This window comes from Mesorhizobium sp. P2_C4, from assembly GCF_056404575.1.
Genome location: NZ_JBFUDT010000004.1, coordinates 577,641 through 602,963 on the forward strand (window position 1 = coordinate 577,641; position 25,323 = coordinate 602,963).

Sequence of the window (25,323 nt, forward strand, 5' to 3'; positions counted from 1 at the left end):
ATTTGCATTGTGGGCAGTGTCGAGAAATTATCTCGATCCTTCCGCCGATTGGGCTACTGACGTTTTCGCCGAACCAAGCTTTGGTTAAGGGGCTATCAGGGGTGGAATGTGACGATATAGGCTTGCCCCCCCGAACCAAGGTTCACCAACTCGATTTGGTTCAGATTTCTTCGGCCGACGGTGCGAACTATGTTCTGAATAGATGCATCTGAATAGTTACGATGTAAAAACCGAACGCCATCGATGTTTTCGTAATTTTCAACGACATCACGCCCGTCGCTCGGCCAAGTCGTGAAGATGCATGTCGTCTTTGCGACGCGAAGCAATTCGCTTACAAACGGCTTGATCTGTGGGATGTGACCAAGCACCTCGAAGCACAGCACGACATCGAACTCCTGATCTCTAAAAACAAGTTCATAGCCGTCGCCATAAAGAAATTGCCCTTGAGGGAAGTTTTTCCTCGCAATCTCAAGCATCTTCACCGACGAATCGACCCCCGTATACCTTGCGGTCACAGGTAGATTCGTCACGAGCTTTTCGTAAATAAGGCCGGTTCCGGAGCCGACTTCCAAAATGGACGTTTGAGCACCACTAGCATAGCGAGAGACGATGTCGACCAACTGTTCGCGATGAGCAACTTCCTCGGCCGACTCCTGCCAAATCGCCTGGATCTCGTTGGCAACGCCGCTGATGTCCCAATTCTCCCAATCTCGGCTCATCGGAGGACTCCCGTAAATAGCACTTGCGGTTGACTTGACGCAATTGCGCGAGATTTAGGTGTGCTCAAGTGAGCACCGTTGTGAGAGAATCCACTCGACCACCTTTGAGCGTCAGTCTTTTCGTGCATACGCTTTCGATAAGGCTCTTATTGTGGCTCGCCAGAACGATTATGCCTGCCTTTTCTGCGAGCTCGTCCATGCGCCTTTTGGCCTTGTCCTGAAACGAGGCGTCACCCGCTCCGATCCATTCATCCATGAGCAGGATCTCCGGTTCGAGCGATGTCGCCAGGGAAAATGCCAGCCGCGCGGCCATGCCCTGGCTGTAGGACTTGAACGGCAGGTCGATGAAGTCGCCGAGCTCGCTGAAGGCGATGATACTCTCCATTTTTTCTTCGATCTCAGCTTCCGTCCATCCGTTGATCAACCCACGCAGAACGATGTTCCTGCGCCCCGTGGCCTCGCGACGAAAGCCTATGTTGATGTTGAACAGTGCGTCGACCTTGCCTTCTATGGTGATGCTTCCCCCCGATGGCTCGTAGATCCCATAGAGCACCTTGAGAAGTGTTGTCTTCCCGGCTCCGTTCGGGCCGACCAGGCCCAATCGGTCGCCCGCCTTGAGTTCGAAACTGATGCCGTCGAGAGCCTGCACGAATTGCTTTCTGCCTGAGCTTTCAATTCTGCCGCCTGGCCCGCCCACGCGCCGGTCGGGCGCGGAAAGGGTCAGCTTCTCGTGCAGTTTGTAGACCAGGCTAATGTTCTGCAGCTTGATGGAAACCATCGAAAACTCAAATCATGAAAACGACTTGCTTGCGATATCGGCCAAGCAGCAGCAATGCGATCGCCCAAACAGCCAGCGACATGATGCCGGTTATCGTGAACGCTTGCATGGGCATTTCGCCGCCGATGATCGGAACACGCACGATCTCCAGGAAATAGGTGAACGGGTTCCAGTGGTAGGCGTATTTCTGAATACCGTCTTGTCCGTTGTATACCCAGAAGACGGGCGTGAAAAACATGCCGACCCGCATCATGTTGCTGACGATGAACTCGCTGTCCGGAAAGAAAGCGCCGACAAAAGCGAAGACTGTAATGACGGCCGGCGTGGCCAGCAGGATCACGAATAGCCCTGCGACCGACCACAGCCATGCAACGTTGAGCGCCGAACCGCTCAGGACCAGAATGACTATGCAACCCACGATCGCATAGCCCGCGCGAATAATAGACTGCAGCGCCAGGCGCATCACATACACAAACAACGGCAGCGTCGTGCCTTCTATGAAACTCTCTTCGCGCCGAAAGAGCGAGACGCTCAGGGAAATGATCTCCATCAGGTAGAACCACACCAGAAGGCCGATGGCCACATAGGCGGCATAGCCCGCAGCATCCTTGCCGGCGGGCTGGAACACGAAAACGAATGTGCCCACGAACGCAACATAGTTGACCAGCAGCCAAAGTGGGCCAAGCGTCGTGCGTCTGTGCTGGTCGCCGATATCTTCGCGGGCAAGCGCCATCCACACCCGATGCAGCCGGATAGCCTTGCTGATATCGTCGACAGCGCCGCTTAGTGCCGCAATCATCGCTCGTGGGTCGCAATCTTTGGTTGTTGTGCTTGCATATCCCGAAGCCCTGAAGGCCACCAAAGCTGCTCTTCATAGCCATTGCGGCGCGCATTTAGCAACGTATTGCGTCGCAATGAAGTCGGCATCGGACACGAGTTTCTTGCGACAGGTCGACGCCGGCAACCCCTGATCGCAATCCGCGCGCCATCGACAGTGCCGGTATTAAGAGCGATCGCATTGCAAGAAAAAGGCACGCTCTTTGGCCGCGCCGAATTGACAGCCATCTGTTGGAAGGTGCGTCCAGCTAGTCCTTCCGGACCACTCCGCCGAGAAGCCATAGTACCGTTTGAGGCGTCTCGGATCGCCTCACAAATGGCGCGAATCACCAAGTTCGCGGATTTTCGACCGCAAACAGGCGGCGCATCCTCGGACTCGGCCGCACTCGCTTCGCCAGCGCCGCCGCTGCAGGCCGAAGGCACGAAAGTCGGCCTTGTGGCTCGACTTTTTGGCAAACCGCACGAAAATATCGCCCGACCAAGCGCCCAATACCTTAACCAAGCAGGCTTCCAAAAAAATATCTGGCGATGACCGCAAGTCCACGGTATGCGATACAAGGCGGCGGGGCTAAGGAATGGCACTCTAAACAGGTAGTGAGTGACGAATGATATTCGCGCTCGCGCCACGTTAGTGTCCATGTCCTTGCGCCTGGAGTTCAGTACTACCCAATGACATCCTACGTAGAAGTCGTGTCCGGACTTCGGCCGAAGTTGCGGCGCGCCATTATCATGATCCAGGACATCGTCATGGTCCTAGTCGCGGTGGCGCTCAGCCTGGTGCTGTCGAGGTCCAACCTGTCGTTCGAAGCGCTTTCTGCTCCGGGCGTGGCATGCTGGGTGAGTATCGTCCTTCTCAGCCATTTTCTGTTCAGATATTGCGGCCTCTACAACACCGTGTGGCGGTTTGCCTCGACGCCTGACTTCTTCAATATTTTGAAGAGCTGCGCGATTTTGACCGTCACTCTCTATGGCGTCTCGCTCGCGTTTCGGTTTTTTCAGCCTGTGATGGGCCTCAACGAGCGCCAGTTCATCGTCTTTTTCCTCGTCTCTTTCACCATCATTTCGGCGCCCCGGCTCTACTACCGGTTTCTCCGCGACGGTGCGAGTTGGCGAATCCTGAGCCGCAGTGCAGACAATGAGCTGATCAAGCAGGCGCTGTTTGTCGGCAGGCTGGGCGAGGCCGATGTGATCATCCGCTTCACGCGCACCGCGCAGCCGACGGAATACGCCATCGCCGGGATCATGGCGATCGAGAGCGGAGCGCCGTTGGGCACCAGGATCCAAGGGGTTCCCGTGGTGGCCATCCGGCCGCGTCTGGTGGAGGTGCTGGAAGAGTATGCAACCGGCACCAAAAGCGTCGACATGCTGATTTTCGGCAATGGGGCCGAGCGCGAGATCGAGGAATATTCCGAGCTGGTTCGAGTCGCCCGCCACAGCGGCATAGCCGTTGTGCAGTTTTCCGGCTTTTCCGAACTCGGGCAGGGCGGAAAGCTGGTTCTCGACGCCGTCGAGATGGAAACGATCCTGCGCCGCTCGACGGTTCCTTCCGACATCGAGCATATCGGCGCTTTTGTCAGCGGCAAGCGCGTCCTGGTGACGGGCGGCGCCGGTTCCATCGGCCGCATTCTGGTCAAACGCTCGTTGGAACTCGGCGCAGAGGCGGTTCTGGTTGCCGACATTTCGGAGTTCGGGATTTTCCAGCTCGACCAGTATATCGACGAAAAAGACCACGATCGTCTCAAAAGCCGCATCATCGATGTCACCGACCGGCGCCAGATGACCCGCGTCGTCAGCGAGTTCAAGCCTGATATCATCTTCCATGCCGCCGCCCTCAAGCACGTCCCGCTGCTCGAGGAAAATTGGGAATCGGCGATCCAGACCAACATTTTTGGCACGCTGGTCTGTGCCGAGGTCGCCGCCAAATGCGGGGTTCCGCAGTTCCTGCTCATTTCAAGCGACAAGGCGGTCGACCCGACCTCCGTGCTTGGCATGACCAAGCGGGCAGCCGAGCAGATTGTCAGTTCGCTGCACGAAACGCACGCGACCGAGCCGAATGGGCATCGTTCCGGCACCAAGTTCATCGCCGTGCGGTTCGGCAATGTTTTTGGCTCCAATGGCTCGGTGGCAACCATATTCCAGGCGCAGATCGTGGCTGGAGGGCCTGTCACCATTACCGACCGGCGCATGACCCGCTATTTCATGACGGTGGCGGAAGCCGTTGACCTCGTCATCATGGCGGCAGCCGACGCCGAGACCCGCCAGGGCAAGGACGATTATGCCATCTATATGCTCGACATGGGCAAGCCGGTACCGATCCTCGAAGTTGCTGAAACGATGATCCGCATGGCTGGCAAGAGCCCCTACACCGACATTCCGATCCGTTTCACCGGCATAAGGCCGGGGGAGAAGCTGCATGAGGTGCTTCATGGCGAGAACGAGGAAGTCGTTGCTCTCGACATCTCGAAGATTTTTGGCCTGAGCACGGATGTCGTGGAATGGTCCAGGGTCCAGGCCGCGCTGACGGCTGTGCAAGCGGCAATGCGGGATCAGGACAAGGCGTTGGCACTCGCCGTCCTGGCAGGGCTCCATCAGGTAGAAACACCTGCGGGCGACGCGCTTCGGGAAACACGCGCGAAAACAGTCGGACAAGCAAGCTAGAGCATGATCCCGAAAAGTGGGAACCGGTTTCGGAAAAGATCATGCTCAAACAAGAAGATAGAGCCCCATCCCGATTCCATCGGGATGGAACAGGCTTTAGAGCCTGTTGCGGGCGGCTGCGATTGGGTATTGAAACCAATCCGATAGCCGCTCGCGGGCATTGCAGGTGATTCGAAGCCGGTGAACAAACAAGATCAGCGCGTGGCCATATTGCTGGCCACGAAAGATGGCGCACCCTTCATCGGCGAGCAGTTGGACTCCCTGCTTGCGCAGTCGTATCCGCGTGTCGATTTGTGGGTTTCCGACGATGGCTCCACCGACGGCACGGATGCCGTCATCGGCTCCTGGCAAACCCGTTGGCACAAGGGTCGATTGACCCTGGTGAATGGGCCCCGCCGGGGGTTCGCCGCCAATTTTCGCTCGATGATCATCGATCCGCGCATCGAGGCCGACTACTACGCCTTCTGCGATCAGGACGACATCTGGGAGCCGGACAGGCTGGAGAGCGCGATTGCCTGGATGCAGGCGCAGGATGCCGTGATACCGCTGTTGTTTTGTTCCCGGACCGCAACCATGTCCGAATCCGGAGCAGCGCTAGGGCATTCGCCGCTTTTCCAAAGGCCACCGTCGTTTCGCAATGCGCTCGTGCAGAGCATTGCCGGCGGCAACACGATGATGATCAACCGCGCAGCGCGTCAGTTGCTGGCAAAGGCATCGGCAAGGACCGAGTTCGTCAGTCATGACTGGTGGACCTATCTCATCGTCACCGCCGCTGGCGGCGTTGTCCGCTATGATCCGCGACCGCTGGTGCGATACCGCCAGCACGAGGCAAATCTGGTCGGCGCCAACGTGTCGTGGAAGGCAAGGCTGTCGCGGCTCGGGCGCCTGTTCAGGGGCGAATTCGCCGGCTGGACCGACCACAATCTCAGCGGTCTGGCGGCCAATCGCGACATCCTCACCAAGGATGCAGCAGCCTGTCTTGGCCTGTTCATCAGGTCGCGAAAGGGCGGGGTCTTGCGTCGCCTGCACCTTCTCAGAAAAAGCGGCGTCTACCGGCAGACGCTGGCTGGTACGCTCGGGCTCTATTTGGCATTCATCTGGCGGCGAATCTAAAGCATGATCCCGCAGAGATGGCCATGAGCGGACCCAAGCGAGCCTTCGATCTGGTCGTGGCGGCGCTGCTGCTGCCGGTGGCTTCGCCTTTCGTCCTGCTTGCCATGCTGGCAATCAGGCTGTCGTCGCCGGGACCCGCACTGTTTTCTCAAACCCGGGTCGGACAGCACGGGGCGCCGTTTCACTGTCACAAACTGCGGACGATGCTTGTGGGAACGCCGTCACTGCCCTCGCACCAGGCGCCGGCAAATTCCGTCACCGCCGCCGGCAAAGTGTTGCGGAAGTTCAAGATCGACGAGTTGCCGCAGCTCTGGAACGTGCTGAAGGGCGAGATGAGCCTCGTCGGACCGCGTCCATGCCTGCCCACGCAAAGCGAGTTGATCGAACGCCGCAGGCAATTGGGCGTGCTCGAGGCGTTGCCGGGCATCACCGGCTTGGCGCAGATGAAAGGCATCGACATGTCCGACCCAAAACTCTGCGCCGAAACCGATGCCGAATATCTCAGGACGGCCTCGGTGGGTCTGGATATCCGCATTCTTGTCGGAACAATTTTCTAGCGCGGTTGAGCAGCGCCTGATTTGGTGCGCCGCGCGAGTTCCACCAGCCGCTCGAGCGTATCGGTCCGCGGCGTCCAGCCTTCGGACACGAGCAGGGACGGATCGCAAATCTGCGTCGCTGTCATCGCCTCCCATGCCTTGCGTTTGCCCAGCACGGTCAACGCTGCCCGCATCAGGCCGGCAGGCACGGCAGACAGCCGAAACGAGTACCCAAAGCCTTCCCGGAATGCCCTGATGATTGCCGAGACCGGGAGCTGCGGCAGGTCGCAGGCGACATAGGCGGGGCGAAGTGGCTGCGAACGGGTCAACAGGTGCAGCACCGTCTCCGCAGCGGTTTCGCGCGACATCAGCGAGCGCATGCCGGGTAGAGCGGCAACCGGCAGCGGGAGGGCAGTGTCGGCCATACGCATAAGCGTCGCCAGGTTTCCCTTCATGCCTTCGCCATAGATCGGCGGCAGGCGCAGGGTCGTGGCATCGGCGGGCCTGGACGCATAGGCTTCCAGCATCTTGATCTCGCCTTCACGTTTCGAGCGCCCATAGGCGCATTGCGGGGCAGGGGGCGTCGCCTCGTTGATTGTCCCGCTGAAGCCAGGACCGACCACCGCCCGGATCGAAGACAAATAGATGAAGCGTCCGCTTGTCCGCCAGGCGGCCGCGCGCGCCAGCTGTGCTGTCAGTGTCCCATTGGCGGCAAGGAAGTCGGCCTCGCTTGCCTTGCGGTCATTGTTGAGAGCCGCGCAGTGGACGACATGGGTGATATCTCGCATCAGCGCCTGGAACGCCTTGGCCGGCGCGTCGAAGGCCGGCAACTGGACGGCATCGCTCGCGGGATCGAGCCGTTCCGGGTGGCGCGATGCCATGCGCACCTCGAACCCGGCCTCGCGAAGCTGGTTGACGACCTGGCGCCCGACGAAACCCGTGGCGCCTGTGACCAGCACTTTCACGGCGAGCTTGCCGGCGGCGTCATGGACGCCTGTTCCTCCGGCAATTGCATCTGACGGCCCGACGCAAGATATGTCCCGCACACCATGAAGACCATGAAGGTCGAATCGAGAATGTCGTGGCCGAGCAGGATGCCGGTCAGGCCGGCCGTGAGGTAGGTGACGACGGTGACGACGATCATCGTTGCGCCGAAGCGTTCGGTTGGATCGTCACTGACACGCAGGACCCTTGCCGCGTTCCGCGCGGCAACGACGAAGATCGCCGCGAGCGTGATTGCGCCCAACAGGCCGGCCTGCACCAGCGCGGTCAGGAAACCGTTGTGGAAATGGCTAAAACCCTGGTCCATGCCGAACTGGTCCTGGAATCCCTGATGCATGAGCGCCTGGCTGGCGGCGATGCCATGTCCAAAGATCGGAGCGTCCCGGAAGGCGCCGAGACCGATCTGCCACAGTGCCACGCGCAGCCCAAGCGCCGTCGAGTGGTCGCCCTTGGTGGCGAGCGCGTTCCAGTCGCTGAAGAGGAAATCGGCGCGTTCCGATATGATGGGGTATCCGACGGTGACGATCGCGATCAAGAGGGCGCCGGCGATCGGCAGCAGGCGAATCGAGTTCAGGCCGGCGAGTCTGCGCCGGTTGACCAGAAGAACCGCGATGCCGGCAATCAGCATGGCCAGCCAAATGATGCGCGTGCCCGAAAGAAGGATGGCGATTGTTCCAGCCAGCGCCGCCGAAATGAGCAGAACCCTGGCCTTTTCGATGCCCGACGGCGCGCCGGCCAGGCAGATCAGGACGCTAAGGCAGGCGACAGTCGCGAATGGGATCGCATTCCCGGCGCCGCCTTCGGCCCGCATGCCAAGCCAGTAATATTGCACGACGGCCAGCACGAGCGCACCAAAACATGCCGCCGCGCTGGCGACCACGACGATGCGGGCGAGAGTAGCCTTCGCAGTGATGCTCCATGTCGAATAGGAGATCGGGAAGAACAGGAAGGTGATCAGCGCCGCAAGATGCGGCGCATCCACCTTCAGCGCGTTGTTGGCGATCGACGCCAGGACATAGGCCGCGCAATAGGCATAGATCGCGACCGTCATCGCAAGCATCGGCCGGTCGAAATTGAAGCGCCGCCGCTTCAGGGCAAGCAGAAACACCGACCACAGGCCGCCGCCATTGAACGCGAAACTGACCGCCGATCCCAGGACAGGTGGAGAAAAAAAGCAGAGCACGGAGAAGTAGACATTGATCCGCGAAGGCGTGAAATGTTGTTTCAGGGACGACAGACGGTTCAATGCTCTAATTCACAATTTTCTGGGTCTTCAGGACGACGGATCTATTTGGCGGCAGCGAATGCGTGACTTCGAAATTCACTCGGGATCGGGACAAGTCTGATGCGTCGGAATTCCAGATTGGTATAGCCGCTGGGTACGATTTTCGATAGTGCGGGCTGGGCCGGGCCGTCATCAAAAATCGACAGCGCGGCCGATGCGGCTGTGATGGCGCGCCGCTGCCGCCGGCCGACGAGCCTCTTTCCCGGTCCAGGCAATATTTTCCCAGCCATCGCCAGCGCATCCGCCTGTTGAGCAGAAATTTCCGAGTTCTGGTCGTTGTGTGGAAAATTCATTCCCGATCCACCCCGTGGCGGGCCTGTCTTGCGTTGTTATGAACAAGCACGATCTGCTAGAACGCCGGCACGAAAAATATTGTCCAGAAGTGAAGCTTGAACCGGGTGGCTGAAAAAACCGCGCCTGATGCATCGAGACAAGGTCTGGATGGCACGAGAGAATGCTCACAGTCCATGAACATCGCGCTTACGCACCTGCAGCGGCTTGAAGCCGAATCCATCCATATCTTCCGGGAGGTCGCGGCCTCGTTTTCCAAGCCGGTCATGCTTTATTCGGTCGGCAAGGATTCGTCGGTGCTGATGCATCTGGCGATGAAGGCCTTCTATCCCGCCAAGCCGCCGTTCCCGTTCCTGCATGTCGACACCACCTGGAAGTTCCGCGAGATGATCACCTTTCGCGATCAGATGGCGCAAAAGCTCGGCTTCGATCTGCTCGTCCATGTCAACGAAGATGGCGTGCGCGACAACATCAATCCCTTCGACCACGGCTCGAACACCCATACCCATGTGATGAAGACCGTGGCGTTGCGCCAGGCACTCGACAAATACGGCTTCGACGCCGCCTTTGGCGGGGCGCGGCGCGACGAGGAGAAATCACGCGCCAAGGAGCGCATCTTTTCCTTCCGCAACGCGCAGCATGTCTGGGATCCGAAGAACCAGCGGCCGGAGATGTGGAAGATCTTCAACACCCGCATCGCGTCGGGTGAATCGATCCGTGTCTTTCCGCTGTCGAACTGGACCGAGCTCGACATCTGGCAGTACATTCTCCAGGAAAACATCCCGATCGTGCCGCTCTATTTTGCCAAGGAGCGGCCGGTGGTCGAACGCGACGGCATGCTTATCCTGAAGGACGACGACCGCATGGTATTGCGCCCCGGCGAGACGGTGGAGAACCGGCTGGTGCGCTTCCGCACGCTTGGCTGCTACCCGCTGACCGGCGCCATCGAATCCGACGCCGATACGCTCGAGGCCATCGTTGGCGAAATGCTCACCGCACGCACCTCCGAGCGGCAGGGCCGCCTGATCGACCGCGATGAAGCTGGCTCGATGGAAAAGAAGAAGCGCGAGGGGTACTTCTGAGCATGCGCCACATCATGGCCAAAAGCCTCGCCCCCACCGACGGCGTCCGCGACTATCTTGCTGCGCAGGAGAAAAAGTCGCTGCTGCGCTTCCTGACCTGCGGTTCGGTCGACGACGGCAAGTCGACGCTGATCGGCCGTCTGCTCTCGGACACCAAGCAGATTTTCGAGGACCAGCTTGCAGCGCTGGAACGCGATTCGCGCAAGCACGGCACCACCGGCGACGACATCGATTTCGCATTGCTGGTCGACGGCCTCGAGGCCGAGCGTGAGCAAGGCATCACCATCGACGTCGCCTATCGCTTCTTCGCCACCCCGAAACGCAAATTCATCGTTGCCGACACGCCCGGCCACGAACAGTACACACGCAACATGGCAACCGGCGCCTCGACTGCCGATCTCGCCATCGTGCTGATCGATGCCCGCCAGGGCGTACTGCGCCAGACACGGCGCCATTCGATCATCGCCTCGCTGCTTGGCATCCGCCACGTCGTTCTGGCCATCAACAAGTTCGACCTCGTCGGCTTCGACAAGGCGGTCTTCGAACAGATCATCGAAGATTACCGGCAGTTCTCGCAAAAACTCGGCTTCCAGACCATTGTGCCGATCCCGATGTCGGCCCGCTACGGCGACAACGTCAGCAGCCGTTCGGACAAGACGGAATGGTATTCCGGCCCGACGCTGATCGAGCATCTCGAAACTATCTCGGTCGACGAGGCCGCGGTCGAATTGCCGTTCCGCTTTCCGGTGCAATACGTCAACCGTCCCAATCTCGACTTTCGCGGCTTTGCCGGCACCATCGCGTCCGGCTCGGTCGCGCAAGGCGACGAGGTGGTGGTCGCCAAGTCGGGCAAGTCGTCGCGCGTCAAGCGCATCGTCGCCCATGGCGGCGACCTTAGCCAGGCAGTCGCCGGCCAGGCCATCACCCTTGTCCTCGACGACGAGGTCGAGGTTTCCAGAGGCAATATGCTGGTGTCGCCGGCAGCGCGGCCGCAGGTCGCCGACCAGTTCGCCGCCAACATCGTCTGGTTCGACGAGCATGCGCTGCTGCCGGGGCGCTCCTACATCCTGCGCACCGAGACCGACCAGACCAGCGCCACCGTCACCGACCTGAAATACCGGGTCAACGTCAACGACTTTGCCCATGAGGCGGCCAAGTCGCTGGAAATGAACGAAGTCGGCATCTGCAACATCTCGACGCGGGCGCCGATCGCCTTCGACACCTTTGCCGACAACCGCACCACCGGCGCCTTCATCCTGATCGACCGCATCACCAACGCCACAGTCGGCGCCGGCATGATCCTGCATTCGCTGCGCCGCGCCGAAAACATCCACTGGCAGTCGCTCGATGTTGACAAGCGGGTCCGCGCCGACATGAAGCACCAGCGGCCGGCCGTGTTCTGGTTCACCGGGCTTTCCGGCTCGGGCAAGTCGACCATCGCCAATCTGTTCGAAAAGAAGCTCTACGCCACCGGCCGCCATACCTACATCCTGGATGGCGACAACGTCCGCCACGGTCTCAACCGCGATCTCGGCTTCACCGATGCCGACCGCGTCGAGAACATTCGCCGCGTCGCCGAAGTGGCGCGCCTGATGGCGGATGCCGGACTGATCGTCATCGTCTCCTTCATTTCGCCGTTCAGTGCCGAGCGGCGCATGGCGCGCGAATTGATGGCCGACGGCGAGTTCGTCGAGGTGTTTGTCGACACGCCCTTCGAGGAATGCGCCAGGCGCGATCCGAAGGGTCTGTATGCGCGGGCGCTGAATGGCGAGATCAAGAATTTCACCGGCGTCGATTCACCCTATGAAGCTCCGGAAAAACCCGAAATTCATCTCAAGACACTCGGCAGATCGGCCGAGGAGATGGTAGAGGCATTGGAACTCTGGCTGAACGAGCGCGACATTGCCGAAGACCAATATGACAACGGCGGCGGCATCTGACGACGAGGTGATGCTCGACGTGTTCGAGCGCCTGGCGCTCGCGGCCGGACGCGAAGTCATGCGCGTCTATCGCGACGGCTGCGCGGTCGACCGCAAATCCGACAGCTCGCCAGTGACGGAGGCCGACCGTGAAAGCGAGAAGATCATCCTCGCTGGCTTGCGCGCCGCATTCCCCGACATTCCTTGCGTGGCCGAGGAGGAAGCATCAGCCGGCATCGTGCCACCCGATCTCGACGGCGCCTTCTTTCTGATCGATCCGCTCGATGGCACCAAGGAATTCGTCAACCGCAGGACCGATTTCACCGTCAACATCGCGTTGATCCGCCATGGCGTGCCGGAGATCGGCGTCGTCTTTGCGCCTTGCACCGGACGCTTCTTTTCCGGCCGGCCGGGCAGGGCGGAAACACTCGAGATCGATGGCGACTACCAGATCGTTGGCCGCCGGTCGGTTTCTGCAAGGACCGGTGTAACGCCGCTGACCATTGTCGCCAGCCGCTCGCACAACACGCCGGAGACCGACGCCTATATCCGCGACCTTGGCGTTGCCGAACTGGTCTCGGTCGGCTCGTCGCTGAAATTCTGCCTCGTCGCCGCCGCCGAGGCCGACGTCTATCCGCGCTTCGGCCGCACCATGGAATGGGACACGGCGGCAGGCGACGCCGTGCTACGCGCCGCCGGCGGCATGACGCGCACGCTCGACGGCAAGCCGCTCGCCTATGGCAAGCGCAAACAGAGCGACGACGAGGACTTCGCCAATCCGCATTTCATCGCCAGCGGGAAGGTGGCTCAGCCGGCGTGAAGCCTACGCCGCGGCGACATGCGCCGAATTCGAGCCGATATAGTTGCGGATCGTCTCGATGATCCGGTCCTGGTCGGCTTCGCTGAGATAGGGGTGCATCGGCAGGCACAGGATGCGCTTCGGCAATTCCTCCGACACGGCAAGGCCGGTCGGCGTGCGCGGGTAGTCGCGATAGGCAACCTGGGCATGCAGCGGCTTGACGTAGTAGATGACCGACGGAATGCCCTTTTCGCCAAGATGCGCCTTCAGACCATCACGCTTGGGCGTTTCGATGGCGTATTGCGCCCAGGCCGAACGGCTACCATCGAGGTTGCGGGCTGCGGTAACGATGTCGCCGAGCCCTTCTGCGTAGCGGTTTGCCACCACCTGGCGCGCCACCATCTCGTCTTCCAGAATGGCGAGCTTTTCGATCAGGATCGCCGCCTGCATCGTGTCGAGCCGCGAATTGATGCCGACGCGGACATTGTCGTACTGCGTCTCACCCTTACCGTGGAAGGCAAACGAACGAAGCTGTTCAGCCAGCGCGTCGTCATTGGTGAACATCGCGCCACCGTCGCCATAGCAGCCGAGCGGCTTAGCCGGATAAAAGCTGGTCGAGCCGACCGCGCCGAATGAACCGCACATCCTGCCGTCAAGCGACCCGCCCATCGACTGGGCGGCATCCTCGATCACCAAAAGATTTTCACGATTGGCGATGGTCATGATCGCCTCGTAATCGGCGGAAAGGCCGAACAGGTCGACGGGGATGATCGCCTTCGGCTTCAGCCGGCCTTCCTTCTTGATCATGGCGATCGCCGCTTCGAGACTGGCGATGTCGATGTTGTAGGTACGCGGATCGACATCGACGAAAACCGGCTCGGCCTTGGCCAGCGCCACCACTTCGGCCGTGGCGGCAAAGGTGAAGCTCGGCACGAACACCGCGTCGCCCGGGCCGATGCCGGCGGCAAACAGCGGCAGCAGCAGCGCGTCGGTGCCGTTGGCGCAGGCCACGACATGCTTGACGCCGATATAGGCCGCGAGCTTGTTCTCGAATTCGGTGACCTGCGGCCCGAGGATGTAGCGGCCTTCCTCGACGACGCGGTCGATCGCCGCCTTCAGCCGGTCGCGGATTCGTTCGCGCTGCGCGCCAAGATCGATGAACTGCATGTCGGCCTCAAAACGGGTTAGCCAGATAATTGGCCGCTGGTACCAGACTTGGCGCGGCCGAGAAAGCCGCAGGAGCAAAACCGCGAATTGCCTAGGTGTCGCAGGCTGTTACCCCTGATTTGCGACCTGTCCTCGCCGAATGCCGGAAATCAGGGGTTCGACACGCATCATCGGGCCTTTTTATCGCATTTGTCCCGCCCGGCGAAACATAAAGTGATCGGCTTGCGCAGCACAGCTCTGGGCGGATCGCGTTCCAGTCAGGCGATTTCATGCCGCCAAGGCGGATTGGCGCCGGCCCGCGATACGGTCACCGCCGCCGCCTTGGCGCCGAGCGCCAGCGCCTTGTGAATGGCGTCTTTCGACAAGCCGGCAATCGCCGTCTTCGACAACAGGCCCTGCTCATGCAGCGAGGCGAGAATGCCGGCGTTGAATGTGTCGCCTGCGCCCACTGTGTCGACCACCTTGACCTTTTCCGGCATGACGGTGACGGCGTGATCCCTGGTGTAGCCGACGGCGCCTTCGCTGCCATGGGTGACGACGATCAGCTTCGGGCCGCGATCCAGCCAGTTGCGGATGACGTCTTCGTGCGAGCCGGCTTCGCCGAACCAGTTCAGATCCTCATCCGACAGTTTGACGATGTCGGCCATCGCCATCATCGAACGGATGCGCCTCAGATGCTTGGCCTTGTCGGGGATGAAGTTCGGCCGGATGTTGGGGTCGAGCATCATCACGCGGCGCTCATGCTCGCGTTTCATGAACTCCTCATAAGCCCCTCCGGCCGGCTCCGAGATCAGGCTGATGGCGCCGAACAGCATGGCTTCGATCTCACTGCCGAGTTCCGGCAGGTCGTCGACGGTCAGCATGCGGCCGGCGGTGTTCTCGTCATAGAAGGTGTAGGTCGCCTGGCCGTTGTTCAGCCGCACGAAGGCAAGCGTGGTCGGCCGGGGCGAGGTGTGCGCGTAGGTGGAGCTGACCTTGCTCGCCCCCAGCGCGTCCCGGAACTGGCCGCCGAACAGATCCGACGACAGGCCGGAAAAGAACCCCGCGGGCGCGCCCAGCCGGCCAAGCGCAATGGCGCTGTTGAACACGGCGCCGCCGACATAGGGGGCAAACGCCGGCTCGCCCTCTGTCGTGGTGCGCGGCAGCATGTCGATCAGGGCTTCGCCGCAGCAAAGGATCATGGCTTCTTGGTCTCCGGCGGATAGATCACGCCCTTGCGGATGATGATGTTGGCATAGAGCCGCGGCTCGCTGGTGGCGACGATCGCATGCGCCGACTTGACCCGTGCATAGAAGTCGGCGCCGGCCAGCGCAACCACCTTGCGGCCCGGCGCGTGCTTGGCGCAGATCGCCTCGATCTCATGATGGACGGGATCGGCGAGCGAGGGGTCGCCTTTGACCGAGGCACGAAACAGCGCCTCCGGCACGGCATCGTCGACGGGCAAGACGCTCAATATGGCATCGAGCACCGGGATAAGAGGATGACCGTCGGCCCGGATGAGCCGGTTTGCCTGTTCTTCAGCCGGGTAATTTCCGTCGACAAGAGCGATCTCGTCGCCATGGCCCATGGCGCGCAACGTCGCCAGAAGCTCCGGACCGAGCAGCGCCGGGATTCCGATCAGCATTCAGGTGCTCCTGGAAATGGTCGTCGAGCCGATGAGGAAACGTTCGGAGAGCGGCAAGCTGGCACCGCCCAGCGCGCGCGCATGAATGCCGACGGTGCCTTCGCGAACGGTTGGCAATTTCAGGCCCTCGCCGTCGATCGTGGCGATGGCCTCGATGACGGCATCGACAAGCCGGCGGCGGACAGTCAGTGGCATCCATCCGTCGATCACCGCCGCCTCGAAATCGATGACCGATGATGCGGCAACGATCGCATAGGCCAGCGCTTGCGCGGCGGCAGTGATCCAGTGATCGAGCTCGACGCCGATCTCGCCCCAGTCCTGCGGCGAGGTCCACAAATGCGAAGCTTCGACGCCGCGCGCGTTGAGCGCCTTCTCCAGCATGGCGATCGACGCCACGTCGATCAATTGCGTCGGCTTGCCGTCCGGCCCAGGCACCGGCATCGAGCCCAGCGCGCCAGCATTGCCGGTCGGACCGCCAAAAAGCCGGCCGTTCAGCACGATGCCGCCGCCGGCAAAGGCGCCAATATAGAAATAGACGAAGTCGCGCGCGCCCGCCTGGCCGAACACCAGCTCGGCGCCGCAGGCCGAAGTGGCGTCGTTCTGCAGATAGACCGGGAATTCGCATTGCGACTGGATGTCGGCGCGGATGTCGCGATGGCGCCACTCGTCCATGACGTCGCGCGGCGCGCCAGCCGTATCGGCCCAGTTCCAAAGTTCGAATGGCATGGCGATGCCAAGTCCGGCAATCCGCTTGTCCTGCGCCGCGGTGAGCTCGCCGCGCATCTTCTTCATGCCGGAGGTGACGAATTCCACTGTCTCGCGCGGCGCCGGGTAGCGGTAGGAATGCTGCAGCATCGAGCGCACATGCCCAAGGAAATCGATCAGCACCAGCTCGGCGCTGCGGCGGCCGATCTTGAGGCCGATGAAATAGGCGCCGTCGGGATTGAGCGCCATCGGGATGGAGGGTTGGCCGATCTTGCCGCGCAGCGGCGCCTGCCGGACAAGCAGGCTGTCCTCCTCAAGCTCGCGCATGATCACCGAAACCGTCTGGGCCGAAAGCCCGGTCATGCGCGCAATGTCGGATTTGGCCAGACTGCCGTGCTGACGCACCAGCGACAGCACCAACCGCTCATTGTGGTCGCGCATGCCGCTCTGGTTGGTGCCGCGATGCAGATGGCTTTCAGCCGCCTCGGGCGAACCGTGCCTCGCAATGCCGGTCTCCACCCTTGTTTCCTCCCGTCGTTTCCCCTCAATGCTTTTGGGCCAGAATGAGTGAACGGGACAAAGGTGTCAATAATAAATAAGAGTGATTTAATTATTGACAGAGGTTTAGGACTGGTGTCTGTTGGAGACAGCGTCCACGCTGGGAGAACTTCGTTGGATGCGCTGCAAGATGCCGGTTGGCCGGCATCCGGAATGGTTCCACTGGGAGGAAAATCGTGACCAAGTCAAAACTTTTGAAGTCCACCGTGTTTGCCGCTGCCGGGTTGGGTCTGATGGCATTTGCATCGTCGGCATCAGCGGCCGGCGTCGGCGCCTGCCTGATCACCAAGACCGACACCAATCCCTTCTTCGTCAAGATGAAGGAAGGCGCCACCGCGAAAGCCAAGGAACTCGGCGTCGACCTCAAATCCTACGCAGGCAAGGTCGACGGCGACAGCGAGAGCCAGGTGGCGGCAATCGAGAGCTGCATTGCCGACGGCGCCAAGGGCATCCTGATCACCGCGTCCGACACCAAGGGCATCGTCCCAACGGTGAAGAAGGCGCGCGACGCCGGTCTGCTGGTGATCGCGCTCGACACGCCGCTTGACCCGATCGACGCTGCCGACGCAACCTTCGCGACGGACAATCTCGAAGCCGGCAAGCTGATCGGCGCATGGGCTGCGGCGACGCTCGGCGACAAGGCCAAGGATGCCAAGATCGGCTTCCTCGACCTGACTCCCTCGCAGCCGACAGTCGACGTGCTGCGCGACCAGGGCTTCATGATGGGCTACGGCATCGACGTGAAGGACCCCAACAAAATCGGCGACGAGGACGATGCACGCATCGTCGGCCATGACGTCACCAACGGCAACGAGGAAGGCGGCCGCAAGGCTATGGAGAACCTTCTCCAGAAGGACTCCGGCATCACCGTAATCCACACCATCAACGAGCCCGCCGCTGTCGGCGCCTATCAGGCGCTCAAGGCCGTCGGTCTTGAAAAGCAGGTGTTGATCGTGTCGGTTGACGGCGGCTGCCCCGGCGTGAAATCGGTTACCGAAGGCGTGATCGGTGCGACCTCGCAGCAATATCCGCTGCAGATGGCGGCACTCGGCATCGAGGCTATCGCCGCTTTCGCCAAGGACGGCACCAAGCCGAAGCCGACCGAAGGCAAGAACTTCTTCGACACCGGCGTCAACCTCGTGACCGACAAACCCGCCGCCGGCGTGAAGTCCATCGACACCAAGGAAGGCCTCGCCAAGTGCTGGGGCTGATGCTGGTCTGACCGGCAAAAAAGAACCGACCGGCCGGGGGCTTGATCCCCGGCCGTTTCGGGTGGACGATGTGTCACTGTAGACGCGAATAATCCCGGCGGCAGACCGGAAAGGCGTGGACGGGTCTCAGCGCGCGGCTGAGCCTTACGGGGAGGAAACATGGCTCAAGCTCAGGAATTCGAGAAGGTTCTCTCGAGCAGCGACACAAGCGTTGCCGCTTTTGACGAGCACAAATCGGCCGTCAAACGCATCCAGCATTTCCTGCATTCGACCCCGGCCGCGGTGCCGCTGATCGTGCTGGTTCTGGCGATCATCGTCTTCGGCATCACCATCGGCGGGCGGTTCTTTTCGTCCTACACGCTGACGCTGATCCTGCAGCAGATCGCCATTGTCGGCATTCTCGGCGCCGCGCAGACGCTGGTCATCCTGACCGCCGGCATCGACCTTTCGATTGGCGTGATCATGGTGATTTCAGCCGTGATCATGGGCAATTGCGCGGTCAGTTACGGCATGCCGGCCATTCTCGCCGTGCCAATCGGGCTTGCCGCCGGCGCGGCCTGCGGGCTGCTCAACGGGGTGCTGGTCGCCTACATGAAGCTGCCGCCCTTCATCGTGACGCTTGGCACCTGGAACATCGTCATGGCCACGAATTTCATCTATTCGGCCAATGAGACGATCCGCGACACCGACGTCGATGCCCAGGCGCCGCTACTGCATCTTTTTGCCATGAGCTTCAAGATCGGCTCGGCGGTACTGACGCTCGGCGTCATTGCCACGGTCGTGCTCGTTTTGATCCTCTGGTATGTGCTCAATCACACCGCATGGGGTCGCCATGTCTACGCCGTTGGCGATGACCAGGAGGCGGCGAAGCTGTCGGGCATCCAGACCAAGAAGGTGTTGATGACGGTCTACACCCTTGCCGGGCTGATTGCCGCTTTCGCTGCCTGGGTCTCCATCGGCCGCAACGGCTCGATTTCGCCGTCAGCCGCTGTCACCGACTACAATCTACAGGCCATCACCGCGACGGTGATCGGCGGTATTTCCCTGTTCGGCGGGCGCGGCTCGATCCTGGGTACGCTGTTTGGCGCCATGATCGTCGGCGTCGTCTCGATGGGCCTCAACATGCTGGGCGCCGATCCGCAATGGAAAGTGCTGCTCACCGGTATGCTGATCATCGGCGCCGTCGCGATCGACCAATGGATCAGAAAGGTTTCGGCATAGTCATGACCCAGGAACCCATCCTCACCGCGCGCGGTCTGATCAAACGCTATGGCCGCGTCACCGCCCTCGACAGTGCCGATTTCGACCTCTATCCGGGCGAAATCCTCGCTGTCATCGGCGACAATGGCGCCGGCAAGTCGTCGCTCATCAAGGCGATTTCCGGCGCGGCCTTGCCCGATGAAGGCGAGATCCGGCTCGAAGGCAAAGCCGTCGCCTTTAAATCGCCGATGGAAGCCCGCGAAGCTGGCATCGAGACCGTCTACCAGAACCTGGCGCTGTCGCCGGCGCTGTCGATCGCCGACAACATGTTCCTCGGCCGCGAAATCCGCAAACCGGGTTTTCTCGGCGACTGGCTGCGCATGCTCGACCGTCCGGCGATGGAAAAGCGCGCCCGTGACAAGCTGACCGAGCTGGGGCTGATGACCATCCAGAACATCAGCCAGGCGGTCGAAACGCTGTCGGGCGGCCAACGCCAGGGCGTGGCGGTGGCGCGTGCCGCCGCCTTCGGCTCAAAAGTGGTGATCATGGATGAGCCGACGGCAGCACTTGGCGTCAAGGAAAGCCGCCGCGTGCTCGAACTGATCCTCGATGTGAAGAAGCGCGGCCTGCCGATCGTGCTGATCTCGCACAACATGCCGCATGTCTTCGAAGTGGCGGACCGCATCCACATTCACCGGCTGGGCCGTCGCCTGTGCGTCATCGATCCCAAGCAATATACCATGTCCGACGCCGTCGCCTTCATGACCGGGGCGAAGGTTCCGCCGGAGGCGGCACTGGCGGCCTGAGGCACTGACCGCCTGGATTGCCAAATTGCCGCAGGGCCGGTCGGAGCCGTGGCCGGCTAAATCGATTGAATATATAATAAGATGCAGTAGCATGGGCTGGGAGGAATGGTGAAAGCCGGTATGATCATGGCAACCGCACGAGAGGCAGCATGACGCGCGCGATGACATCCCAAGCCAACAAGCCCATTCTTGAAAACCCAGATCCCAAGACGCTCGCTGACGAAGTCTTGCTGGCCCTCAAATACCGGGTCGGCAAGGGCACCAACGTCGCCACCCAGTACGATTGGCTCACCGCCTCAATCAAGGTCGTGCGCGACCGCATCGTCGATCACTGGATGCAGGCGACGCAGGAGGCCTACGCTCAGCAGGAAAAGCGCGTCTACTATCTGTCGCTGGAATTCCTCATCGGCCGCCTGATGCGCGATGCCTTCTCCAATCTCGGCCTGATGGACAATATGCGCGAGGCGCTCAAGTCGCTCGGCGTCGACCTCGACATCATCGCTGCGCTCGAACCGGATGCCGCCCTCGGCAATGGCGGTCTTGGCCGTCTCGCCGCCTGCTTCATGGAAAGCATGGCGACGGTCGACATTCCGGCACACGGCTACGGCATCCGTTATGCCAACGGCATGTTCCGGCAGGAGATCCATGACGGCTGGCAGGTGGAACTGCCCGAGACCTGGCTCGACCACGGCAACCCGTGGGAGTTCGAACGGCGCGAACGCGCCTTCGAGGTCGGTTTCGGCGGGTCGGTGGAATCGATCACCTCGAAGGACGGCCGGCTCGAGCGTCACGTCTGGAAGCCGACCGAACATATTCAGGCTGTCGCCTACGACACGCCCGTCGTCGGCTGGCGGGCCAACCGCGTCAACACGCTGCGGCTGTGGTCGGGCATGCCGATCGATCCGATCCTGCTCGACAAGTTCAACGCCGGCGATCACATCGGCGCGCTTGCCGAAAGCAACAAGGCCGATGCCTTGTCGCGCGTGCTTTACCCCGCCGATTCCCACAAGGCGGGCCAGGAACTGCGGCTGCGGCAGGAGTATTTCTTCTCCACCGCCTCGCTGCAGGATATCCTCCAGCGTCATCTCAGCCAGTATGGCAATTTGCAGTCGCTGCCCGACAAGGCGGCGATCCATCTCAACGACACCCATCCGGCCATCGCCGTGCCCGAGTTGATGCGGCTTTTGATGGATGTCCACGGCATGGATTTCGACCAGGCCTGGAGCATCACCAAGCGCACCTTCGGCTACACCAACCACACGCTGCTGCCCGAAGCGCTGGAAAGCTGGCCGGTGCCGCTGTTCGAACGGCTGTTGCCGCGCCACATGCAGATCGTCTACGCCATCAATGCCGAGGTGCTGCTCGAGGCGCGCGCGTCCAACCAGTTCTCGGACGAGCAGATCAGCCGCATCTCGCTGATCCAGGAAAATGGCGACCGCCGGGTGCGCATGGGCAATCTGGCCTTTGTCGGCTCGCATTCGATCAACGGTGTCTCGGCGCTGCATACAGAATTGATGAAGGAGACGGTGTTTGCCGACCTTCACAAGCTCTATCCCGATCGCATCAACAACAAGACCAACGGCATCACGCCGCGGCGCTGGCTGATCCAGTGCAATCCCGGCCTGACGGCGCTGACCCGCGAGACGATCGGCGACCGCTTCCTGGATGACATCGACGCCATCAAGGGCCTCGAGGCCTTCGCCGGCGACGCCGCCTTCCGCGACAAGTTCGCCGCCGTCAAGCGGACCAACAAGGCGCGATTGGCCAATCTCGTCGCCGACCGGCTTGGCATCAAGGTCGATCCCTCGGCGCTGTTCGACATCCAGATCAAGCGCATCCACGAATACAAGCGCCAGCTTTTGAACATCCTCGAAGCGATCGCGCTGTATGACCAGATCCGCTCGCATCCGGAGCGCGATTGGATGCCTCGCGTAAAATTCTTCGGCGGCAAGGCGGCGCCCAGCTATCACAACGCCAAGCTGATCATCAAACTCGCCAACGACGTCGCCAAGGTCATCAACAGCGACCCGTCGGTTCGTGGCCTGCTGAAAGTGGTGTTCCTGCCGAACTACAATGTCAGCCTGGCCGAAATCATGATGCCAGCCGCCGACCTTTCCGAGCAGATCTCGACCGCCGGCATGGAAGCGTCGGGCACCGGCAACATGAAGTTCGCGCTCAATGGCGCGCTCACCATCGGCACGCTCGACGGCGCCAATGTCGAGATCAAGGAGTGCGTCGGCGACGACAACATCTTCATCTTCGGCCTGACCACAGCCGAGGTCGCCGAGCGGCGCGCCAATGGCTACAATCCGCGCGCCGTGATCGAGGCATCGCCGGAATTGGCGCAGGCGGTGTCGGCCGTTTCGTCGGGCGTCTTCTCGCCTGACGATCCCGACCGCTATCGCGAGCTGATCAATGGTCTCTATCAGAGCGACTGGTTCATGGTCGCCGCCGATTTCGACGCTTATGCCGCTGCCCAGCGCGAGGTCGACGCTGTCTGGCGCAACAGTCCCGACTGGTACGCGAGAGCAATCCGCAATGTCGCCCGTGTCGGCTGGTTCTCTTCCGATCGCACGATCCGCCAATATGCGAAAGAAATCTGGAACGTGCCCGTCTGATATGATTGCATGAGGCCACGAACAATGTGGTCCGGTGCATGTCGCCCAAAAGTGCCCAGCGGTTTTGGGGCAACGACATGCACGACAACAAAGAAGTGCATGTCGCCCAAAAGTGCGTAGCGGTTTTGGGACAGCGACATGCATAAGAACAAGACCAGGTGCCCAGGGAGGGTCACTGCCTGATGAGGAAGCCGCGCGCGACCGCTACGACAAGCGGGCCGGACGGACTGGCACCAGCCAGCGATGTCGCGGCAATTGTTGCCGGCACGCATGGCGATCCGTTCGCAGTCCTCGGTGTGCAGGAGGCAGGCAAGGGCTTTGCCGCCCGCTGCTTCGTCCCGCATGCCGAGTTCGTCACGGCCTATACGCTGACTGGCAAGAAGGCGGGCGAGCTGTCCAGGCGCGACGATCACGGCTTCTTCGAGGGCAAGCTCTCGCTGCGCAAACGCCAGCCGCTGCGCTATCACGCCAAGAATGCCACCGCCGACTGGTGGCTCACCGATCCCTATTCCTTCGGCCCGGTGCTTGGGCCGCTTGACGATTACTACATCGCGCAAGGGTCGCATCTGAGGCTGTTCGACAAGCTCGGCGCCCATCTCATCGACCATGAGGGTGCGTCCGGCGTGCATTTCGCCGTCTGGGCGCCCAATGCCAAGCGGGTGTCGGTGGTCGGCGACTTCAACGAATGGGACGGCCGCCGGCACACGATGCGCGACCGCCGCGACACCGGCATCTGGGAGCTGTTCATCCCCGACATCGGCGCCGGCAGGCCCTACAAATACGAGATCATCGGACCCGACGGCGTCAGGCTGCCGCTGAAGGCCGATCCGTTCGCCTTCAAATCCGAGCTGCGCCCGGCCACCGCTTCGGTGACGGCGGTGCCGCCGGCGCATGAATGGGGCGACGAGGCGCACCGCAATTTCTGGCGCAACGCCGACCACCGGCGCGAAGCGGTGTCGATTTACGAGGTCCATGCCGGCTCGTGGCAGCTGCGCGACGACGGCAGCTTCCTGTCATGGGACGAGCTCGCCGACCAGCTGATCCCCTATGTGGTCGAGACGGGTTTCACCCATATCGAATTCATGCCGATCTCCGAACATCCCTATGACCCGTCATGGGGTTATCAGACAACCGGCCTTTACGCGCCGTCGGCCCGCTTCGGCGATCCCGATGGTTTTGCCCGTTTCGTCGACGGCGCCCACCGCGCCGGCCTCGGCGTCATCCTCGACTGGGTGCCGGCGCATTTTCCGGTCGACGCGCACGGCCTGGCCAATTTCGACGGCACCGCGCTCTATGAGCATGCCGATCCGCGCAAGGGTTTTCATCCCGACTGGAACACAGCGATCTACAATTTCGGTCGCCGCGAGGTGGTCTCGTTCCTCGTCAACAACGCGCTGTTCTGGGCTGAGAAATACCATGTCGACGGTTTGCGCGTCGATGCGGTGGCGTCGATGCTCTACCTCGATTATTCGCGCAAGGCCGGCGAATGGATCCCCAACGAGAAGGGCGGCCGCGAAAACCTCGAGGCGGTCAGCTTCCTGCAGAAGATGAACAAGGAGGTCTACGGCCATCATCCCGGCGTGATGACGATTGCCGAGGAATCGACCTCATGGCCAAAGGTCTCGGCACCCGTGCATGAAGGCGGGCTGGGCTTCGGCTTCAAGTGGAACATGGGCTTCATGCACGACACGCTGGAGTACTTTTCCAAGGAGCCGATCTTTCGCAAGCACCACCACAACGACCTTACCTTTGGCCTGACCTACGCATTCTCAGAAAATTTCGTGCTGCCGCTCTCCCATGACGAAGTCGTGCACGGCAAGGGCACGCTTCTCGGCAAGATGGCCGGCGACGACTGGCAGAAATTCGCGACGCTGCGCGCCTACTACGCCTTCATGTGGGGCTACCCCGGCAAGAAGCTCTTGTTCATGGGCCAGGAATTTGCCCAGCGCCGCGAATGGAGCGAAGCGCGCGCGCTCGACTGGAACCTGCTCGAGTTCCGGCTGCACCGCGGCGTCTGGCAGACGGTGCGAGACCTCAACTATCTCTACCGATCACGCCCGGCGCTGCATGCACGCGATTGCGAGCCGGAAGGCTTCTCCTGGCTTATCGTCGACGACAGCGCCAACTCGGTCTTTGCCTGGTTGCGCAGCGCGCCGGGCGGCAATCCGGTCGCCGTCATTTCCAACTTCACGCCAGTGCCGCGCGACAATTACCGCGTGCCGTTGCCGCTGGCCGGCAAATGGCGCGAGATCATCAACACCGATGCATCGGACTATGGCGGTTCGGGCAAGGGCAATGGCGGCACTGTCGAGGCGCGGGCGGAAGGAGGAGGCATCTCGGTGACGATGCTTTTGCCGCCGCTGTCGACGATCATGCTCGAATTTGTTCCGGACTGAGCGATGTTCCAGACTGAGT

At 61.4% G+C, this 25,323-nt stretch carries 22 protein-coding genes; 12 read left to right on the forward strand and 10 right to left on the reverse strand.

The window, feature by feature from the left end; all coding sequences use genetic code 11:
• Positions 1-95 precede the first annotated feature (95 nt).
• The 3 genes from AC1DX6_RS19160 to AC1DX6_RS19170 form a co-directional block, all read right to left on the reverse strand.
• A complete protein-coding gene (locus AC1DX6_RS19160) occupies positions 96-719 on the reverse strand; it encodes a class I SAM-dependent methyltransferase (protein WP_477316100.1) in 624 nt (207 codons plus the stop codon).
• 64 nt (positions 720-783) lie between these two features.
• On the reverse strand, positions 784-1,497 hold the full coding sequence (locus tag AC1DX6_RS19165) for an ABC transporter ATP-binding protein (protein WP_477316102.1): 714 nt from the start codon (positions 1,495-1,497) through the stop codon (positions 784-786).
• Between the two features lie 7 nt (positions 1,498-1,504).
• Positions 1,505-2,356, reverse strand: a complete 852-nt coding sequence (locus AC1DX6_RS19170; RefSeq protein WP_477316104.1) for an ABC transporter permease — start codon at positions 2,354-2,356, stop codon at positions 1,505-1,507.
• A gap of 294 nt (positions 2,357-2,650) precedes the next feature.
• On the opposite strand from AC1DX6_RS19170, the gene AC1DX6_RS19175 reads away from it, so the two are divergent.
• The 4 genes from AC1DX6_RS19175 to AC1DX6_RS19190 all read left to right on the forward strand — a co-directional run bounded on the left by AC1DX6_RS19175 (position 2,651) and on the right by AC1DX6_RS19190 (position 6,662).
• Positions 2,651-2,866, forward strand: coding sequence for a hypothetical protein (locus AC1DX6_RS19175; protein ID WP_477316106.1), 216 nt, complete (start codon positions 2,651-2,653; stop codon positions 2,864-2,866).
• Between the two features lie 137 nt (positions 2,867-3,003).
• Positions 3,004-4,992 carry an SDR family NAD(P)-dependent oxidoreductase gene (locus AC1DX6_RS19180; protein ID WP_477316108.1) on the forward strand — a complete coding sequence of 663 codons (1,989 nt, stop codon included), beginning with the start codon at positions 3,004-3,006 and terminating at the stop codon, positions 4,990-4,992.
• Positions 4,993-5,193: 201 nt separating this feature from the next.
• Complete coding sequence (locus AC1DX6_RS19185; protein ID WP_477316110.1) at positions 5,194-6,105, forward strand: glycosyltransferase family 2 protein; 912 nt, start codon at positions 5,194-5,196, stop codon at positions 6,103-6,105.
• Between the two features lie 23 nt (positions 6,106-6,128).
• The gene (locus AC1DX6_RS19190) at positions 6,129-6,662 is read left to right on the forward strand and encodes a sugar transferase (protein ID WP_477316111.1); all 534 of its coding nucleotides are present in this window, start codon (positions 6,129-6,131) and stop codon (positions 6,660-6,662) included.
• On the opposite strand, the gene AC1DX6_RS19195 is transcribed toward AC1DX6_RS19190, so the two are convergent.
• Genes AC1DX6_RS19195 through AC1DX6_RS19205 form a run of 3 tightly spaced genes read right to left on the reverse strand, consistent with a single transcriptional unit; the run spans position 6,659 to position 9,221 of the window.
• On the reverse strand, positions 6,659-7,606 hold the full coding sequence (locus AC1DX6_RS19195) for an NAD-dependent epimerase/dehydratase family protein (RefSeq protein ID WP_477316112.1): 948 nt from the start codon (positions 7,604-7,606) through the stop codon (positions 6,659-6,661). The two genes, AC1DX6_RS19190 and AC1DX6_RS19195, sit on opposite strands and share 4 nt — an antisense overlap.
• Positions 7,603-8,889 (reverse strand): O-antigen ligase family protein, encoded by a 1,287-nt coding sequence (locus AC1DX6_RS19200; protein WP_477316114.1) that lies wholly within the window; start codon positions 8,887-8,889, stop codon positions 7,603-7,605. The genes AC1DX6_RS19195 and AC1DX6_RS19200 overlap by 4 nt, the downstream gene beginning before the upstream one ends.
• A 41-nt stretch (positions 8,890-8,930) precedes the next feature.
• On the reverse strand, positions 8,931-9,221 hold the full coding sequence (locus AC1DX6_RS19205; RefSeq protein WP_477316116.1) for a hypothetical protein: 291 nt from the start codon (positions 9,219-9,221) through the stop codon (positions 8,931-8,933).
• Between the two features lie 174 nt (positions 9,222-9,395).
• On the opposite strand from AC1DX6_RS19205, the gene cysD reads away from it, so the two are divergent.
• Genes cysD through cysQ form a run of 3 tightly spaced genes read left to right on the forward strand, consistent with a single transcriptional unit; the run spans position 9,396 to position 13,040 of the window.
• Positions 9,396-10,301, forward strand: coding sequence for a sulfate adenylyltransferase subunit CysD (gene cysD, locus AC1DX6_RS19210; RefSeq protein WP_477316118.1), 906 nt, complete (start codon positions 9,396-9,398; stop codon positions 10,299-10,301).
• Positions 10,302-10,303: 2 nt separating this feature from the next.
• Complete coding sequence (gene cysN / locus AC1DX6_RS19215) at positions 10,304-12,241, forward strand: sulfate adenylyltransferase subunit CysN (RefSeq protein ID WP_477316120.1); 1,938 nt, start codon at positions 10,304-10,306, stop codon at positions 12,239-12,241.
• Positions 12,242-12,251: 10 nt separating this feature from the next.
• A complete protein-coding gene (gene cysQ, locus AC1DX6_RS19220; protein WP_477316474.1) occupies positions 12,252-13,040 on the forward strand; it encodes a 3'(2'),5'-bisphosphate nucleotidase CysQ in 789 nt (262 codons plus the stop codon).
• A 3-nt stretch (positions 13,041-13,043) separates the two neighbouring features.
• On the opposite strand, the gene AC1DX6_RS19225 is transcribed toward cysQ, so the two are convergent.
• The 4 genes from AC1DX6_RS19225 to AC1DX6_RS19240 form a co-directional block, all read right to left on the reverse strand.
• Positions 13,044-14,186, reverse strand: a complete 1,143-nt coding sequence (locus tag AC1DX6_RS19225) for a DegT/DnrJ/EryC1/StrS family aminotransferase (RefSeq protein WP_477316122.1) — start codon at positions 14,184-14,186, stop codon at positions 13,044-13,046.
• 257 nt (positions 14,187-14,443) lie between these two features.
• Positions 14,444-15,367 carry a carbohydrate kinase family protein gene (locus tag AC1DX6_RS19230; RefSeq protein WP_477316124.1) on the reverse strand — a complete coding sequence of 308 codons (924 nt, stop codon included), beginning with the start codon at positions 15,365-15,367 and terminating at the stop codon, positions 14,444-14,446.
• Positions 15,364-15,810, reverse strand: coding sequence for an RbsD/FucU family protein (locus tag AC1DX6_RS19235; RefSeq protein ID WP_477316126.1), 447 nt, complete (start codon positions 15,808-15,810; stop codon positions 15,364-15,366). The genes AC1DX6_RS19230 and AC1DX6_RS19235 overlap by 4 nt, the downstream gene beginning before the upstream one ends.
• Entirely contained in the window at positions 15,811-17,034 is a 1,224-nt protein-coding gene (locus tag AC1DX6_RS19240; protein ID WP_477316128.1) for an ROK family transcriptional regulator, read from the reverse strand. It abuts the gene before it with no gap.
• Positions 17,035-17,306: 272 nt separating this feature from the next.
• Between AC1DX6_RS19240 and AC1DX6_RS19245 the strand changes: the two genes are divergently transcribed.
• From AC1DX6_RS19245 to glgB, 5 genes are all read left to right on the forward strand, one after another.
• A complete protein-coding gene (locus AC1DX6_RS19245; protein ID WP_477316476.1) occupies positions 17,307-18,284 on the forward strand; it encodes a substrate-binding domain-containing protein in 978 nt (325 codons plus the stop codon).
• Between the two features lie 159 nt (positions 18,285-18,443).
• Positions 18,444-19,505, forward strand: coding sequence for an ABC transporter permease (locus AC1DX6_RS19250; protein ID WP_477316130.1), 1,062 nt, complete (start codon positions 18,444-18,446; stop codon positions 19,503-19,505).
• A 2-nt stretch (positions 19,506-19,507) separates the two neighbouring features.
• Positions 19,508-20,290, forward strand: a complete 783-nt coding sequence (locus AC1DX6_RS19255; RefSeq protein ID WP_477243678.1) for an ATP-binding cassette domain-containing protein — start codon at positions 19,508-19,510, stop codon at positions 20,288-20,290.
• 149 nt (positions 20,291-20,439) lie between these two features.
• Positions 20,440-22,908 carry a glycogen/starch/alpha-glucan phosphorylase gene (locus AC1DX6_RS19260; protein WP_477316132.1) on the forward strand — a complete coding sequence of 823 codons (2,469 nt, stop codon included), beginning with the start codon at positions 20,440-20,442 and terminating at the stop codon, positions 22,906-22,908.
• 182 nt (positions 22,909-23,090) lie between these two features.
• Complete coding sequence (glgB, locus tag AC1DX6_RS19265; protein ID WP_477316134.1) at positions 23,091-25,304, forward strand: 1,4-alpha-glucan branching protein GlgB; 2,214 nt, start codon at positions 23,091-23,093, stop codon at positions 25,302-25,304.
• The last annotated feature ends 19 nt before the right edge of the window (positions 25,305-25,323 follow it).

Coding starts and splice junctions, on each gene's coding strand:
- AC1DX6_RS19180 (WP_477316108.1), top strand. CDS start 3,004: ATGACATCCTACGTAGAAGTCGTGTCCGGACTTCGGCCGAAGTTGCGG.
- AC1DX6_RS19235 (WP_477316126.1), bottom strand. CDS start 15,810: ATGCTGATCGGAATCCCGGCGCTGCTCGGTCCGGAGCTTCTGGCGACG.
- AC1DX6_RS19190 (WP_477316111.1), top strand. CDS start 6,129: ATGAGCGGACCCAAGCGAGCCTTCGATCTGGTCGTGGCGGCGCTGCTG.
- AC1DX6_RS19250 (WP_477316130.1), top strand. CDS start 18,444: ATGGCTCAAGCTCAGGAATTCGAGAAGGTTCTCTCGAGCAGCGACACA.
- AC1DX6_RS19260 (WP_477316132.1), top strand. CDS start 20,440: ATGACGCGCGCGATGACATCCCAAGCCAACAAGCCCATTCTTGAAAAC.
- glgB (WP_477316134.1), top strand. CDS start 23,091: ATGAGGAAGCCGCGCGCGACCGCTACGACAAGCGGGCCGGACGGACTG.
- AC1DX6_RS19205 (WP_477316116.1), bottom strand. CDS start 9,221: ATGAATTTTCCACACAACGACCAGAACTCGGAAATTTCTGCTCAACAG.
- AC1DX6_RS19225 (WP_477316122.1), bottom strand. CDS start 14,186: ATGCAGTTCATCGATCTTGGCGCGCAGCGCGAACGAATCCGCGACCGG.
- AC1DX6_RS19230 (WP_477316124.1), bottom strand. CDS start 15,367: ATGATCCTTTGCTGCGGCGAAGCCCTGATCGACATGCTGCCGCGCACC.
- AC1DX6_RS19255 (WP_477243678.1), top strand. CDS start 19,508: ATGACCCAGGAACCCATCCTCACCGCGCGCGGTCTGATCAAACGCTAT.
- AC1DX6_RS19245 (WP_477316476.1), top strand. CDS start 17,307: ATGGCATTTGCATCGTCGGCATCAGCGGCCGGCGTCGGCGCCTGCCTG.
- cysN (WP_477316120.1), top strand. CDS start 10,304: ATGCGCCACATCATGGCCAAAAGCCTCGCCCCCACCGACGGCGTCCGC.
- AC1DX6_RS19160 (WP_477316100.1), bottom strand. CDS start 719: ATGAGCCGAGATTGGGAGAATTGGGACATCAGCGGCGTTGCCAACGAG.
- cysQ (WP_477316474.1), top strand. CDS start 12,252: ATGCTCGACGTGTTCGAGCGCCTGGCGCTCGCGGCCGGACGCGAAGTC.
- AC1DX6_RS19175 (WP_477316106.1), top strand. CDS start 2,651: ATGGCGCGAATCACCAAGTTCGCGGATTTTCGACCGCAAACAGGCGGC.
- cysD (WP_477316118.1), top strand. CDS start 9,396: ATGAACATCGCGCTTACGCACCTGCAGCGGCTTGAAGCCGAATCCATC.
- AC1DX6_RS19165 (WP_477316102.1), bottom strand. CDS start 1,497: ATGGTTTCCATCAAGCTGCAGAACATTAGCCTGGTCTACAAACTGCAC.